At 68.6% G+C, this 14,661-nt stretch carries 11 protein-coding genes; 6 read left to right on the forward strand and 5 right to left on the reverse strand.

All coding sequences use genetic code 11. The features are described from left to right. Positions 1-14 precede the first annotated feature (14 nt). Genes E3O57_RS15880 through E3O57_RS15890 form a run of 3 tightly spaced genes read right to left on the reverse strand, consistent with a single transcriptional unit; the run spans position 15 to position 4,377 of the window. On the reverse strand, positions 15-890 hold the full coding sequence (locus E3O57_RS15880; RefSeq protein WP_241990462.1) for a universal stress protein: 876 nt from the start codon (positions 888-890) through the stop codon (positions 15-17). Continuing rightward, on the reverse strand, positions 887-2,950 hold the full coding sequence (locus tag E3O57_RS15885) for a primary-amine oxidase (RefSeq protein WP_103479912.1): 2,064 nt from the start codon (positions 2,948-2,950) through the stop codon (positions 887-889). The genes E3O57_RS15880 and E3O57_RS15885 overlap by 4 nt, the downstream gene beginning before the upstream one ends. After that, on the reverse strand, positions 2,947-4,377 hold the full coding sequence (locus E3O57_RS15890) for an aminobutyraldehyde dehydrogenase (protein WP_241990463.1): 1,431 nt from the start codon (positions 4,375-4,377) through the stop codon (positions 2,947-2,949). Before E3O57_RS15890 ends, E3O57_RS15885 begins: the two co-directional genes overlap by 4 nt. A gap of 284 nt (positions 4,378-4,661) precedes the next feature. Here E3O57_RS15890 and E3O57_RS15895 point away from each other — a divergent pair, with 284 nt between their 5' ends. From E3O57_RS15895 to E3O57_RS15920, 6 genes are all read left to right on the forward strand, one after another. Further along, on the forward strand, positions 4,662-6,041 hold the full coding sequence (locus E3O57_RS15895) for an LLM class flavin-dependent oxidoreductase (RefSeq protein WP_103479910.1): 1,380 nt from the start codon (positions 4,662-4,664) through the stop codon (positions 6,039-6,041). Between the two features lie 126 nt (positions 6,042-6,167). Then, a complete protein-coding gene (locus tag E3O57_RS15900; RefSeq protein WP_088457573.1) occupies positions 6,168-6,560 on the forward strand; it encodes a VOC family protein in 393 nt (130 codons plus the stop codon). Between the two features lie 64 nt (positions 6,561-6,624). Beyond that, positions 6,625-7,539 carry a VOC family protein gene (locus tag E3O57_RS15905; RefSeq protein ID WP_103479909.1) on the forward strand — a complete coding sequence of 305 codons (915 nt, stop codon included), beginning with the start codon at positions 6,625-6,627 and terminating at the stop codon, positions 7,537-7,539. Continuing rightward, a complete protein-coding gene (locus E3O57_RS15910) occupies positions 7,536-8,189 on the forward strand; it encodes an alpha/beta hydrolase (RefSeq protein ID WP_103479908.1) in 654 nt (217 codons plus the stop codon). Before E3O57_RS15905 ends, E3O57_RS15910 begins: the two co-directional genes overlap by 4 nt. A 79-nt stretch (positions 8,190-8,268) precedes the next feature. Next, positions 8,269-10,431 carry an ATP-dependent Clp protease ATP-binding subunit gene (locus E3O57_RS15915; protein WP_088457570.1) on the forward strand — a complete coding sequence of 721 codons (2,163 nt, stop codon included), beginning with the start codon at positions 8,269-8,271 and terminating at the stop codon, positions 10,429-10,431. 114 nt (positions 10,432-10,545) lie between these two features. After that, positions 10,546-12,174 (forward strand): HAMP domain-containing sensor histidine kinase, encoded by a 1,629-nt coding sequence (locus E3O57_RS15920; protein WP_133159834.1) that lies wholly within the window; start codon positions 10,546-10,548, stop codon positions 12,172-12,174. Here the strand turns inward: E3O57_RS15920 and E3O57_RS15925 are convergent. Together E3O57_RS15925 and E3O57_RS15930 are read right to left on the reverse strand one after the other, a co-directional pair. Further along, positions 12,167-13,486 (reverse strand): O-acetylhomoserine aminocarboxypropyltransferase/cysteine synthase family protein, encoded by a 1,320-nt coding sequence (locus E3O57_RS15925; protein ID WP_103479906.1) that lies wholly within the window; start codon positions 13,484-13,486, stop codon positions 12,167-12,169. The two genes, E3O57_RS15920 and E3O57_RS15925, sit on opposite strands and share 8 nt — an antisense overlap. Then, the gene (locus tag E3O57_RS15930; RefSeq protein ID WP_103479905.1) at positions 13,483-14,658 is read right to left on the reverse strand and encodes a MalY/PatB family protein; all 1,176 of its coding nucleotides are present in this window, start codon (positions 14,656-14,658) and stop codon (positions 13,483-13,485) included. The genes E3O57_RS15925 and E3O57_RS15930 overlap by 4 nt, the downstream gene beginning before the upstream one ends. Between the last annotated feature and the right edge of the window lie 3 nt (positions 14,659-14,661).

Raw genomic sequence — 14,661 nt, forward strand, 5'->3', positions numbered from 1 at the left:
GCGAACGGGTTGGATCAGGTGCGGGTGGCCGAGGTCGGGACGACGACGAGCGGCACCGGCAGGGCGTGCAGCATGCGGTGGGCGGTGATGCCGAGGAAGATCGTGCGCGGCGCGGCCAGCCGGCTTGACCCGACGAATGCGAGCTCATCGGGCCGCCAGTCGAGGGCCTCGACCGCGTCTTCGACGCTCTTGCCGGTGCCGACCTCGGTCGTGATGACGCCGTGGCTGGTCGAGTGCCGCTCGTAGTAGGCGAGCACGGCGTCGAGGTGGGCGGTGCTGCCCGCGGCGGCCGGTGACTGCTTCTCGCGGGCCGCGTCGACCTCCACCAGGGTCACGAAGCGCAGGTCCACTCTCAGCCCGTCGGAGAATGCCACCAGCGAGTCGAGCAGGGCTTCCCAGCCCGGCCGGGTGCCGATGGCGCAGGTGATCCGGGTGAGCTGGGCCGGCGCGCGGTACCCGTGTGGGGCGAGGGCAACGGGTACGGGGGAGGCATGCAAGAGGGCGTTGGCGACGCTGCCGATGGTGAACCTGTTGAACAGTCCGCCGCGGGCGGCGCCCACCACGATCCGGTCGGAATCGAGGTCTGCGCTGGCCTGGATCAGGCCCTCAGATGTGGAGTCGGCCCAGAGCAGATGGGTCGTGGACGTGACATCGGCGGGCACCCAGCCGGCGGCCTGCTCGAGCCACTTCGTGGCCTGGTCGGCCAGGAGAACCTCGAAGTCGCTGCTCGCGGCGTGGATCTTCGCCGGGGCCGCGGTGACGCGCTGCAACACCAGGCAGATGCGCAGTTCGGCCGCGGTGATCCTGGCCATCGCGATGCCCAGCTCGAGGGCCTCGCGGCCTTGGGCGGTGGCCTCGAAGGCCACCACATAGTTCGGTACTCGCGTCACGCTGTTCTCCTTGGTTCCGTGGCCGGCGCATCCGTGCTGTGTTCATCCGTGCTGTGTTCATCCGTGCTGTGTTCGTCCATGCTGTGTTCGTCCGTGCTGTGTTCATGGCTGCTGTGCTCGTGTGGGTGGTCGGCCATCCCGCCGTGCTCCATTCCCGGGGCGCAGTGCGCGGCGCTCGGTTCCACGTCGAGCGACGGGTTGCGGTCGAAGAAGCCCACCGGCTTCAACCAGAACGAGACGATGTCGGCCGGCATCACCGGCCATTCCTCCGGCCGGGTGATGTGGTGGATGCCGAAGGTGTACCAGAGCACCACATCGGTATCGCGTACGGCGCGGCCGGCCTGGATCCACTCGGGCAGGCCGTGGTCGACGCCGCTCTGGTTCACGAACTCGCCGCAGGGCCAACGCTGAGCGTCGTCGTTGGGAGTGACCCACACCGTGTGGCCGATCACCTGAGCCCGGGTGAGGGCCGGGGCTTCGGGGTGGAAGAACGACGGGATGGCGCCGCCCGGCACGAGCTTGTACGACACCGGGGTGCCGAGCCCGTTCAGGGTCTGCTCGTTGACCACCTTCCAGGCCCGCTGGGTGTTCCAGTCGAAGTCATCGAAGCCCTCGGTCTCGATCGGGGTGTTCTGTTGGGTGAGTGCCAGCCCGAGGGGGTTGGCAGCGTCGATCGGTTCGATGCGGGTCTCGCTGCGGTACACGGTGTTGGCCGGGCCGTCGATGTCGAGGTCCATCCGGGCCACGATGAAGTGCTGGTGGAACGGCGCGTAGGTGCGCTCGTCGACGAGGGTGCCGTTGGGGTGCGGCTGGCCGGGCTCGAGGTGGGTGACCACCATGATGCCGGTGGCGCGTACCTCACACTCGATGTTGCCGTCCTGGTAGAACCGCCAGTAGACGAGGTACTCGTAGTTGGCCACGGTCACGTGGAAGGACACCACCAGCCGGCGCATCCGGCGCACCTCCGCGCCGCCGTCGTGGTCGACGTGCTTCCAGAGCACGGCGTTGTCTTCCTCGTGGATGCAGAAGGCATTGGGGATCGAGTACGGCTCGCCGGCGCTGTTGTGCAGCACGGCATCGAGGTAGCGGATCTCGCCCAGGCAGTCGCAGCCGAGCTCCAGCGACGTGGTCATGAACCCCAGGCCCCACTCGCCGATGTCGAACGCGGTGCGGCGGAAGTGGTCGACGCTCGGGTCGCGGTACGGCACCACCATCTCGGCGAACGAGAGCCGGTTGGCGATCGGGCGCTCGCGGCCGGCATCCGTGTAGGTCACCCTGTGCAGCGTCATGCCCTCGCGATAGTTGAATCCCACTCGAAGCGACCAGTTCTGCCACTGCACCAGGTTGCCGTCCACGCTGAAGCTCGGGCCCTCCGGCTGCACGATGTCCAGCGGCTTCAACGGCGGCCTCGTGCTCGCGGTGCGGATGCGCTCCGGCACCAGGTGCGGCACGTACTCGCCCATCACGCTCGGCGGGTCCACGGCAAAGGTGTCCTCGATTTCGAGCAGGTTCATGGTGTTCACGTCGATCACGAAGTGCAGCCCGCTGACCGGTCCCGCGTAGGGGTTGGCGCCGGCACCGCTGCGCACCCAGACGTCGGCCCAACCCAGGCGCAGGCCGCGGTAGACGTCGGGGATCACGGCGTCGCCGTAGGTCCAGGTGTCGATGAAGACGTTCTCGAGGTCTGTGATGCCGCGTTTGGCCAGAGCGGCCACGACCTCCGGATGCGCCCGCAGCGCCGCGTCGGCCTCTTCCCACTCATCGACGGTGAAGTTGGCCTGCACACCCACCACCTGACCCCACTCGAGCAGGGCGTCGGTGCGCAGCGACACCACCGCCACCCAGGTGTGGTTCTGGGCGCGATGCAGCACCACCAGGCGCGCCCGGCGCTCCGGGGCGACACCGGTGGCCTCGAATTCGGCGATGGCGGCCTTGGCCGGCTCGACAAGTTCGATCGAGGCGAACCGCCAGCCCGCACCCACCCCGTGCTCACGGGCGAGCACGGCCGCCGCCTGGGTGAACTCGGGGCCGGTCAGGGGGTCGAGAGGATGGAAGCTCATTCGAGTGCGCTCATCACGTGCTTGATGCGGGTGTAATCCTCGACGCCGTACATGGACAGGTCCTTGCCGTAGCCGGAGTACTTGAATCCGCCGTGCGGCATCTCGGCGGTCAGCAGGATGTGCGTGTTGATCCAGACAGCGCCGAAGTCGAGGTCGCGGGAGACCCGCAGGGCCCGGGCATGGTCGCGGGTCCAGACGCTCGAGGCCAGCGCGTAGCGCACGTCATTGGCCATGGCGATGGCCTCCTCCTCGGTGCCGAAGCTCTGCACCGTGATCACCGGGCCGAATGTCTCGTCCTGCACGATCGCATCCGTCTGGCGCACCTGGGTCACCACGGTGGGTTCGAAGAAGAAGCCCGCCGCACCCACCCGGTGGCCGCCGGTGCTGATCACCGCGTGCGCCGGCAGGCCCTCCACCTTCTCGACCACGTCGGTGAAGTGCCGCACGTTGTTGAGCGGCCCGAAGTAGTTGTCGGCGTCGTCGGCGGACCCGGTGATGCGCAGCTCGGCCTCGGCCGTGAACGCGCCCACGAATTCGTCGTGGATCGACTCGTGCACGAGCACCCGGGTGATGGCCGTGCAGTCCTGGCCGGCGTTATAGAAGGAGAAGTCGGCGATCGCCGAGGCGACCTTGGCCACGTCGACGTCACCGAACACCACGGCGGGCGCCTTGCCGCCGAGCTCCAGGTGAGCGCGCTTGAGGGTGTGCGCGGCGCCGGCAGCCACGGCCATACCGGCGCGCACGCTGCCGGTGATCGAGACCAGGCCGGGCACCGGGTGCTCGACGATGAACGCACCGGTGCTCGCATCGCCGAGCACGATGTTCATCACGCCGTCCGGCAGGATGCCCTGGCTGATCCGGGCGAGTTCGAGGGTGGATTCAGGGGTGGTGTCGCTGGGCTTGAGCACGAGGGTGTTGCCCACGGCCAGGGCCGGACCGATCTTCCAGATGGCCATGAGGAACGGGAAGTTCCACGGGGTGACCTGGCCCACCACCCCGATCGGTTCGCGGCGCACCCAGGAGGTCATGCCCTCGAGGTACTCGCCGGCCGACTTGCCCTCGAGCAGTCGGGCGGTGCCGGCGAAGAAACGCAGTTGATCGGCCCCGGCGGCCACCTCGTCGGCGGCGATGGTGGCGCGCGGCTGGCCGGTGTTGCGGTGCTGAGCCTCCACGATCGCGTCGCTGTTGGCCTCCACGGCGTCGGCCAGCCGCAGCAGCGCCAACTGCCGTTCGCCCGGGGTCTTCCGGCTCCAGCCGGGAAAGGCGGCCTTGGCGGCGCGCATGGCGTCGTCGACGTCGCCCGCTGTGGAGATCGGGGCCCGGGCCACGATCGACCCGGTCGTCGGATCGACGATGTCCAGCAGCGCGGAGCCCGTCGGTGTCACAAAGTGGCCATTGATGAAATTGGACAGTAGCGCGGTGCTCACGGGACTCCTCTTCGATGAGTGGTCATGCGGTGCGCGGCCGCCGGTGGCGTTGGCTCGGTCGGGGCGTTGCCGGGCCAGTATGGCACCTGGCCGGGAGAAAAGGCACCCCCATTCATTCGGAGCGGGCCGCCGCGCCGGCCCTCCCGACCGTCCGCGCGGGTGCAGGATCTTGCACTCATGCATCGTCCGCTGAGGGCGGCTCGAAGATACTGCGCCGCATCCCACTGTGACGTCGTGTTTCGTGCAGGGATGTGATCGGGCCGCGAAGAGGTGAGCATTGATCCATGCCCAGACAGATTCGCTTCAATGCCTTCGACATGAACTGCGTCGCCCACCAGTCCTCCGGCCTCTGGCGCCACCCCGACGACAGGTCGCAGAGCTACACCGACCTCGGGTACTGGACCGAGCTCGCCAAGCTGCTCGAGAAGGGACGCTTCGACGGCATCTTCCTCGCCGACGTCCTGGGCACCTACGACGTCTACGGCGGCACCAACGAGGCGGCGATCCGCAACGGAGCACAGATCCCCGTCGCCGACCCGCTCCTGGTCATTCCCGCAATGGCATATGTCACAGAGCACCTCGGATTCGGTGTCACCGCCGGCACCGCATACGAGCACCCGTACCCCTTTGCACGCCGCATGTCCACGCTCGACCACCTCACCAAGGGGCGGGTCGGCTGGAACGTCGTCACCGGCTACCTGCCCTCCGCCGCGCGCAACATGGGCAACGAAGACCAGCTCGAGCACGACGACCGCTACGACTACGCCGACGAGTACCTCGAGGTGTTGTACAAGCTGTGGGAGGGTTCCTGGGAGGACGACGCCGTGGTGCGCGACACCGAGACCGGCATCTTCACCGACCCGAGCAAGGTGCACTCCATCAATCACTCCGGCAAGCATTTCCAGGTGCCGGGCATCCACCTCTCCGAGCCGTCGCCGCAGCGTTCGCCCGTGATCTACCAGGCCGGCGCCTCCAGCCGCGGCATCGCGTTCGCTGCCGGCAACGCCGAAGCGATCTTCGTGGCCGCGTCGACCAAGGCCGTGCTCACGGGCACCGTCACCAAGATCCGCGATGCCCTCGAGGCGGCCGGCCGCGACCGGTACTCGGCCAAGATCTACACGCTGCTCACGATCATCACCGACGAGACCAGTGAGAAGGCTCAAGCCAAGTACCTCGACTACCTCAGCTACGCCAGCGAGGAGGGCGCCCTGGTGTTCATGTCCGGGTGGATGGGGGTCGACCTGTCCGAGTTCGCGCTCGACGAGCCGATCGGCAACGTCAAGAGCAACGCCATCCAGTCGGCCGTGGCCAATTTTCAGGCCGCGAACGACGACGGCTCCGAGTGGACCGTCGGCGACATCGCCCGGGCCGGCGCCATCGGCGGCCTCGGCCCGTTCATCGTGGGCTCCGGTGTGGAGATCGCCGACCAGCTCGAGGAGTGGGCGGCCGAGACCGACGTGGACGGGTTTAACCTGGCCTACGCCATCACGCCGGGCACCTTCGAAGACGTGGTCACCTGGGTGGTGCCCGAGCTGCAGAAACGGGGCGTCTACCCCACCGAGTACACCGAGGGCACCCTGCGGCAGAAGCTGCACGGCCGCGGCGACCGCCTGCCCGACGAGCACCACGGCGCGAATTTCCGCGTCGGTGTGCCCGTCGCCTGAGCAAGCGCAGCTCGCGAATGCGGCCGTGTGGTCACCTCATCCAAACGAGGCAACCACACGGCCGCTTTCGTGCGTATTAGGATCAGCGCACCGCGCCCCTCCGCTCCACCGAACGAGGAGAATCCCATGCCGATCCGCATCCACGTCACCAGCATCTTCGTCGACGACCAGGCGAAGGCCCTGGCCTTCTACACCGACAAGCTCGGCTTCCTGCCGAAGACGGATGTGCCGGTGGGCGAACACCGCTGGCTCACCGTGGTCGGCCCGGGCGAGCCCGACGGCGTCGAGCTGCTGTTGGAGCCGGACGTGCACCCGGCGGCGCAGGCGTACCAGCGGGCGCTGGTCGGGGACGGCATCCCGGCCACCTCGTTCGCCGTTGACGATGTGGCCGCCACCGTTCGTGAGCTGGAAGCGAAGGGTGTGAGAATCACCCAGCCGGCCACGCCGATGGGCCCAGTGGTCGTGGCCATGCTGGACGACACCTGTGGCAATCTCATCCAGCTGACCAGTCCGGTCTGATCGCCGAGGAACGTGCTGTATGGTTGTAGCTACAAGCATTTCGTAGCGAGACCGGGAGCCAATCATGAGCGACACAGCACGCGAGCAGATCCTCGACGCCGCCACGTCAATGGGCGCGGTAACCCTGCGGGTCGGTGACCTCGAGACCATGTCTGACTACTACTCCCGGGCCTTCGCGATGGAACCCCTCGAGGAGCGCAGTCGCAATCGTGAGGTGCACCGTGTGCTCGGCCGGGGAACGACGCCGCTGGTGCGGCTCATCCACACCCCGGACCTGCCCGGCGTCGACCCGCGCCAGGCCGGCCTGTTCCACACCGCGTTCCTCTTCGAGACCCCCGGCAGCCTCGCGGCGACGGTCTACCGCGCTGCGCAGGACCCGCGCAGCATCTTCATCGGCTCCAGCGACCACCTCGTGAGCGAGGCGTTCTACTTCACCGACCCGGAGGGCAACGGCGTCGAGCTCTACACCGACCGGGACCGCAGCACCTGGATCCACGACGGCGAACAGATCCGGATGGCCACCGAGTACCTCGACCCCAACGCCTACCTGCAGGGTCACCTCGATCAGGCAATCGTCGATGCCGGCTCCGCCCTGCCCGGCGCGGTCGGGCACGTGCACCTGCAGGTCGGCGACATCCAGACGGCGCGGGCGTTCTACGTCGACGCGCTCGGCTTCGAGGCCACCCAGGGCAGCTACCCGGGCGCGCTCTTCGCCTCCGCGGGTGGCTACCACCACCACATCGCCATGAACACCTGGAACAGCCGTGGCTCGGGCCCCCGCGCGGCGAGCCTCGGCCTCGGCGACGTGGCCGTGACGGTACCCGCCGTCGCTGACCTGCACTCCCTCACCGCCCGCCTCACCGCCCGGTCGATTCCGTTCGCCGGAGACGGCCGCTCCGTGACGGTCGCCGACCCGTGGGGCACCCAGGTCACCGTGGCGCTGCCCGACCTCACCACCGACGAGCTGATCGCCCGATGACCCCGCAGCTGCGGGAAGTGCGCTCGTCCGCCTGGCCGGCCGACGGCACCACCGAACCCGCGGTCGCGCTGCTCCTGCACGGCTATGGTTCGAACGAACACGACCTGGCCGGCCTGATCCCGGAGTTCGGGCTCGCCCAGCCGTGGGCGTCGCTGCGCGCGCCGCTCGAACTCGGCACCGGCGGCGCGGCCTGGTTCCCGATCACCACGCCCGGAAACCCCGACGCCCGGCCTGTCGCCGAGGCCACCGAGACGATCTGGGCCTGGGTCGATGCGAACCTGGCTCCCGGCACCCGGGTGATCCCGATCGGCTTCTCGCAGGGCGGCCTGATGGCCAGCCAGCTGCTGCGCACCCGGCCCGAGCGGGTGCTCGCCCCCGTCGTGCTCGGCGGTTTCGTTCTGGCTGCAGAGCAGCCCGGCGACGCGACCCTCGCCGAGACGCGCCCGGCCGTCTTCTGGGGTCGCGGCGCCGAGGACCGGGTCATCGCTGAGGCCGCGATCACGCGCACCAGCGCCTACCTGCCGCGGCACTCCACCCTGGTCGAACGCATTTACCCGGGCCTCGCCCACGGAATCGACGCCGCCGAGGCCGGCGACGTGCGCGACTTCCTCGCGCTCCACGCGGCCCGAAAGCCGGCCACCGCGAAGTAGGTGCCCTGGTAGCGTATCCGCCACCTCCAGTCTAAACTTGAGCCGAGTCCACTCAAGTATTCGCGGAGGATGATTTTTGATGGCCAACATGCAGGGCGCCCCTGGCACCGACGAGAAGCAGAAGACCGCGCTGGAACAGTACGGCGTGAACCTCACCGACATTGCCCGGAGCGGCAAGCTCGACCCCGTGATCGGCCGTGACGCCGAGATTCGCCGGGTGAGCCAGGTGCTCACCAGGCGCACCAAGAACAATCCAGTGCTGATCGGCGAACCCGGCGTGGGCAAGACCGCCGTGGTGGAGGGTCTGGCCCAGCGCATCGTCGCAGGTGACGTGGCCGACTCGCTCAAGGACAAGCAGCTGGTGTCGCTCGACCTGGCCGCGCTGGTGGCCGGCGCCAAGTACCGCGGCGAGTTCGAGGAACGCCTGAAGGCCGTGCTCAAGGAGATCAACGACGCCGACGGCCAGATCATCACCTTCGTCGACGAGCTGCACACCCTGATGGGCGCCGGCGGTGGCGAGGGCTCGGTGGCGGCATCGAACATGCTCAAGCCCATGCTCGCCCGCGGTGAACTGCGCCTGATCGGCGCCACCACCCTGAACGAATACCGCGAATTCATCGAAAAGGATGCCGCGCTCGAGCGTCGGTTCCAGCCGGTGATGGTGGACGAACCGAGCGTCGAGGACACCGTCGCCATCCTCCGCGGTCTCAAGGAGCGTTACGAGGCGCACCACAAAGTTTCGATCGCGGATGCCGCGCTCGTCGCCGCGGCATCCCTCTCGAACCGGTACATCACCGCGAGGCAGCTGCCCGATAAGGCCATCGACCTGATCGACGAGGCCGCCAGCCGGCTGCGGATGGAGATCGACTCCTCACCGGTGGAGATCGACGAGCTGCGCCGCAGCGTGGACCGGCTCAAGCTCGAGGAAATGGCGCTCAAGAAGGAGAAGGACGACGCCTCCAAGGCGCGCCTGGAGAAGCTACGCGGCGATCTGGCCGAGCGCCAGGTCAAGCTCGGCGAATTGCAGGAACGTTGGCAGAAGGAACGTGCATCACTCAACCGGGTCGGCGATCTGAGGAAGCGCCTGGTGAGCGCCCGCAGCCAGGCCGAGCTGGCCGAACGTCGCGGCGACCTGGAAAAGGCCTCCCGGCTGCTCTACGGCGATATCCCCGTGATAGAGCGTGAGCTCGCCGAGGCCGAGCAGACCGAGCAGGAGGGCGCCCGGATGGTCGGCGATCAGGTTACGGCGGAGGACATTGCCGCGGTGGTCGCCGCCTGGACCGGTATCCCGGTGGGCCGGTTGCTGCAGGGCGAGACCGACAAGCTGCTCAACCTCGAGGGGGAACTCGGCCACCGGCTGATCGGCCAGAAGCGGGCCGTGCGGGCCGTGGCCGATGCGGTGCGCCGGTCACGCGCCGGCATCTCCGACCCCGACCGGCCTACCGGCTCGTTCCTGTTCCTCGGGCCCACCGGAGTGGGCAAGACCGAGCTGGCCAAGGCGCTCGCCGAGTTCCTCTTCGATGACGAGAAGGCCATGGTGCGCATCGACATGAGCGAGTACGGCGAGAAGTTCTCCGTCTCCCGACTGGTCGGCGCCCCCCCCGGGTACATCGGGTACGAACAGGGCGGCCAGCTCACCGAAGCCGTGCGGCGCCGGCCCTATTCGGTGATTCTCTTCGACGAGGTGGAGAAGGCGCACCCCGAAGTGTTCGACGTGCTGCTGCAGGTGCTCGACGACGGCCGGCTCACGGACGGCCAGGGCCGTACGGTCGACTTCCGCAACACCATCCTGGTGCTCACCTCCAACCTCGGCTCGCAGTACCTCGTCGACCCCAGCCTCAGCACCGAGGAGAAGGAAGAGGCCGTGCAGCAGATGGTGCGGCAGGCCTTCAAGCCCGAGTTCGTGAACCGGCTCGACGACATCGTGGTGTTCTCGTCGCTCTCCACCGATGACCTCGCCCAGATCGTGGAGCTCTACGTCGACAGGCTGCAGCGCCGCCTGGGCGAACGTCGGCTCGAGCTGGCCGTGACCCCGGATGCCCGCTCCTGGCTGGCCGAACGCGGCTACGACCCGATCTACGGGGCCCGGCCGTTGCGGCGGCTGATGCAGACCGAGATCGACGACAGGCTGGCCACGGCGCTGCTGAATGGCAGCATCCGTGACGGTGAGACGGTTCTGGTTGACCTCGCCGAGGACGGCGACTCGCTGACCGTGGCCGTGGCCCCGATCGGGCACGCCTGAAACCCGGGCGGAATTGGTCCCCGAACACGGCTAATTCAGCCTGTCGACCTGCTTGAATTCAGGGGAGGGCCGGCAACTGAGCCTAAGACGCCTCGCGAACGTGAGGATCGTCGAGTGACGCAGGTAATGGGTGGTCTCGTGCCGATGGTTCGGCCGCCGAGTATCCGCGAGTTTCCCTTGGCCCAGGCGCCGTTTCTGGCCGGTGTGGCGGTGCTCCTGGGCTTCGTGCTGGCCGGTCGGCCGGAGGCCCTTCTCGAAACGGGTTTCCAGGTGGGTCTGGGCCTGGCCGTCGTCGCCACCCTGCTGGGCCTGTTGGTGCCCTGGCCGCGGTTCGGGCACGAGTGGCTGGTCATGGTCCCGTTGCTCGACGTCGTGGTGGTCGCGTTCCTCCGTGACGGGGTGCGCGACACCTTCCCGGCCGTGGGGATGCTCATAGTGTTGCCCGTGCTCTGGCTGGCTTACGGCTTCGCCTGGTGGGCGCTGGGCCTGGCCCTGGCCGGGGCGGTGTTCGTGAGCGGCCTTCCGTTGGTGCAGGCCGGTGGATTTCCCACCGACGCTGTCGGCTGGGGAGCGGTGCTGCTCCTGCCCATCATCACCGCGTTCATCGCCGTCGCCGCCCGCATCGCCGCCAACGCTCTGCGGGCTCAGCAACGCGAGCTGGTGGCGGTGTCCGGCGAGCTGCGCACAGCCCTGCTCGAGGCAACCGACCGGCAGGCCACCTTCGAAGCGGTGATGGAGACCGTGGATGCCGGCATCGAGCTCTACAACCCGCAGGGCGAGGTGATCCTGAGCAACGCCGCCGCCCGCGCCCTCGCCCTGCGCACCGACTCGGCCACCGGCTCCTACGGCCGGGATGCGTCGCTCGTCTTCGACGTGGACCGCACCACCCTGGTCGCCCTCGACGATCAGATCGCCGCCAGGGCCATGCGCGGGGACCTCGTCGCCGGCCGGGTGTACTGGGTCGGCGGTGACGACGACCAGAGCGCCATCATCGCGTCCTCCGGTGTGGTCGAACGTGAGTCAGGGTATCCGCTCGGCACCGTCGTGGTGGCCACCGACGTGACCCCGCTGGTGGAGGCGATCGCCGTGCGGGACGGCTTTCTCGCCACGGTGTCGCACGAGCTGCGCACCCCGCTGACCTCGATCATCGGCTACCTGGGCCTGATCGACGCCGAGAAGCTCGGCATCACCATGGAGGTGAGCGTGATCGAGCGCAACGCCGAGCGGCTGCTCTCGGTGATCGCGCAACTGCTCAGCGCCACCGAAGGCCAGCCGCCGATTCACCGGGTCGACTGCGACCTCGGCGGGATCCTGCGCTCCAGCCTGGGCACCGCCCGGCAGCGCGCGCAGAGCGCCGGCATCACCATCAGCGCCCACGACAACGCCGCGGTGACCGCCAGGGTGGACCCGCTGGCGATCGAGCAGGCCATCGACAACCTGCTCGCCAACGCCATCAAGTTCTCGCGGCCAGGGGGCTCGGTCTCGCTCAGCGTCGACCACGACGATACGCATGCGGTGGTGCGGGTCGCCGACGACGGCATCGGCCTCAGCGCCGAGGATCAGCGACAGGTCTTCGACAGGTTCTTCCGGGCCCGCAACTCCACCGAACTGGCCATCCCCGGCATGGGCCTGGGCCTGGCGATCGTGCGGGCCGTTGTGCACGCCCACCAGGGCACCGTGCAGGTCTCCAGTGTGCTCGGTGAGGGCAGCACTTTCACGGTGCGCCTGCCGCTGGTCAGCTGAGCGCGCGGTCCAGGTCGGCGATGAGGTCGGCCACGGCTTCGATACCCACCGAGAGGCGGATCAGGCCGGGGCCGATGCCCAAACGCTCGCGCAACTCCTGACTGAACGAGGCGTGCGTCGACGTGGCGGGGTGCAACGCCATCGACCGGGTGTCGCCGATGTTGGTCATGTGGCTGATCACCCGCAGCCGGTCGAGGAACCGGCCCGCCCCTGCTTCGCCGCCCCGCACGGTGAACGAGAACACCGAGCCGCTCCGGCCGCCGTAGAGCCGCTGGGCGAGGCCGAAAGCCGGATTACCGGGCAGGCCGGCGTAGTCGACGCTCTGCACACCCGGATGCTCGGCCAGCCAGGCCGCGATGGCCAGCGAATTCGACAGGTGCCGTTCCATCCGCAGCGACAGCGTCTCGATGCCCTGGTGCAGCAGGAACGAGTTGAACGGGCTCAGCGCCGGGCCGATGTCGTTGACGACGGCTTCGCGGGTTGCTCGCGCATAGGCCGTGCGCCCGAACTTCTCGGCGATGGACGGCAGGCCCGCCGCGGACTGCGTGATCAGTGGGTACTCCCGGTCGGCGGCGGCCCAGTCGAAGCTGCCGCCGTCGACGATGGTGCCGGAGATCGCCGCGCCGTGTCCGCTGAGGAACTTGGTCGACGAATGCACCACGACGTCTGCGCCGTGCTCGAACGGCCGGATCAGGAACGGCGACGCTATCGTGTTGTCGACCACGAACGGGATACCGTGCCGTTGTGCGACCGCGGCGACCCGGCCGATGTCGACGATGTCGTTCTTCGGGTTGGGGATGGTCTCGCTGAAGATGGCCTTGGTGTTAGGCCGGATGACACGGTCCCACTCGTCGTCGTCGAATTCGTCCCAGACGTAGTCGACCGTGACCCCGAACCGGGCGAAGCTGCGCCCGAAGAGGATGCGGGTGCCGCTGTAGATGCTCGCCGTGGAGACTATGTGATCACCGGGCTGCGCGATCGACAGCAGCGCCGCGGTGATCGCGGCCTGGCCGGAGGCCACCACGATGGCCTCGGTGCCGCCCTCGAGCGAGGCGATCTTTCGCTCCGCGACCCCGCCGGAGGGGTTGCGCTGCCGGGAGTAGATGAGACCGTCGGCCTCGCCGGCGAAGCGGGCCTTGGCATCCGTGAAGGAGTCGAACCTGAACCCCGCGGTCATGTTGATGGGCGAGATGCGGGCGCCGCTGGTGAGGTCGTCGTACTCGCCGGCGTGCACCTGGCGGGTGTCGAAGGCGTAGCCCTCCCAGTCATACTCGGGCTGGGACGGACAGTCTGTGGTGGCGTCGAGGGTCACAGGGTCACTTTCAGTCGGTGCACGGCGGCGGCCATCTGCCGCACCGCCTGCTCGAGAATGGGGCGGGGCATGGCGAAGATCAGGCGGGCATGGTTGGCGTACCCGGTGCCGCACAGGGCCCCGTCGGTGAGCGTGACCCCGGCCTCGGTGCGGAAGAAGTCGGCGATGGACCCCTCGAGACCCAACGCCGAACAGTCCAGCCAGGCTATGTAGGTGGCGTCCGGCAGCGAGTACCGCACCTCGGGCAGGTGCTCGTCGAGCAGGTCCCGCAGGGCCGTGCGGTTGCCGTCGAGATAGGTGATCACCTCGGCCAACCAGTCTCTGCCGTCGGCGTATGCGGCGGTGGCGGCGATGACCCCCGGCGTCGACGCACCGTGCACCACGCTGAAGCCGTAGACCTGGTAGACCTCTTCGTCGGCCGGGTTCGAGGTGATGAACTGCGCGGTCTTGAGGCTGGGCAGGTTCCAGGCTTTGGAGGCCGAGGTGGCCGTTATGGTGTGCCGGGCCGTCTCGCGGGAGATCGACGCGTACGGGATGTGCGGGGTATTGCCGTAGCGGAGCGGCGCGTGAATCTCGTCGGCGAAGACCCGGCCGTTGTGCCGCTCGACGACGTCGGCGATGGCTTCGAGCTCGGCCAGGGTCAGGGCCACGCCGGTGGGATTGTGCGGGTTGCAGAGCACGAGGGTGCGGGCGCCGGCACGGAACGCCGCGTCGATGCCGGCCAGGTCGTGACTCCAGCGACCGTCGACGGTGTGGCCGGGAACCTCGAAGATCTTCCGGCCCAGGGTGGGCGTGAAGCTGAGGAACGGCATGTACGACGGGGTGGGGACGATGACGCCGCTGCCATCCGGCGAGAACCGGCGCACTGTCACGTCGAAGGCCGACATCACGTCGGACACCGGGTGGATGTTCTCCGGGGGCACGACCCAGCCGGAATCCTGCCGGAGCCAGTCCGCGGTGGCCTCGGCCATCAGCCGCGTCGTGGCGGGGGCTAGATAGCCCAGCTCGCCGGCGTTGACGGCTCGGTGCAGGGCGGCGGACACCGCGGGCGCCGTGCCGAAGTCCATCTCGGCCACCCAGGCGCCGATGGTGCCCGGGTGCAGGCTCCACTTGCGGCTGCTGGCACGGCTGAGCTCGTCACGAGTGATCTCGTCGAAACGTGAGTGAGTCATCGG

Origin of the sequence: Cryobacterium sp. TMN-39-2 (assembly GCF_004402745.1) — a bacterium.
GTDB classification, from domain to species: Bacteria; Actinomycetota; Actinomycetes; order Actinomycetales; family Microbacteriaceae; genus Cryobacterium; species Cryobacterium zongtaii.

What these genes read in the sequence shown, in the direction of transcription:
- E3O57_RS15885 (WP_103479912.1), bottom strand. Translation starts at nt 2,950, where the DNA reads ATGAGCTTCCATCCTCTCGACCCCCTGACCGGCCCCGAGTTCACCCAG.
- E3O57_RS15895 (WP_103479910.1), top strand. Translation starts at nt 4,662, where the DNA reads ATGCCCAGACAGATTCGCTTCAATGCCTTCGACATGAACTGCGTCGCC.
- E3O57_RS15930 (WP_103479905.1), bottom strand. Translation starts at nt 14,658, where the DNA reads ATGACTCACTCACGTTTCGACGAGATCACTCGTGACGAGCTCAGCCGT.
- E3O57_RS15905 (WP_103479909.1), top strand. Translation starts at nt 6,625, where the DNA reads ATGAGCGACACAGCACGCGAGCAGATCCTCGACGCCGCCACGTCAATG.
- E3O57_RS15910 (WP_103479908.1), top strand. Translation starts at nt 7,536, where the DNA reads ATGACCCCGCAGCTGCGGGAAGTGCGCTCGTCCGCCTGGCCGGCCGAC.
- E3O57_RS15915 (WP_088457570.1), top strand. Translation starts at nt 8,269, where the DNA reads ATGGCCAACATGCAGGGCGCCCCTGGCACCGACGAGAAGCAGAAGACC.
- E3O57_RS15900 (WP_088457573.1), top strand. Translation starts at nt 6,168, where the DNA reads ATGCCGATCCGCATCCACGTCACCAGCATCTTCGTCGACGACCAGGCG.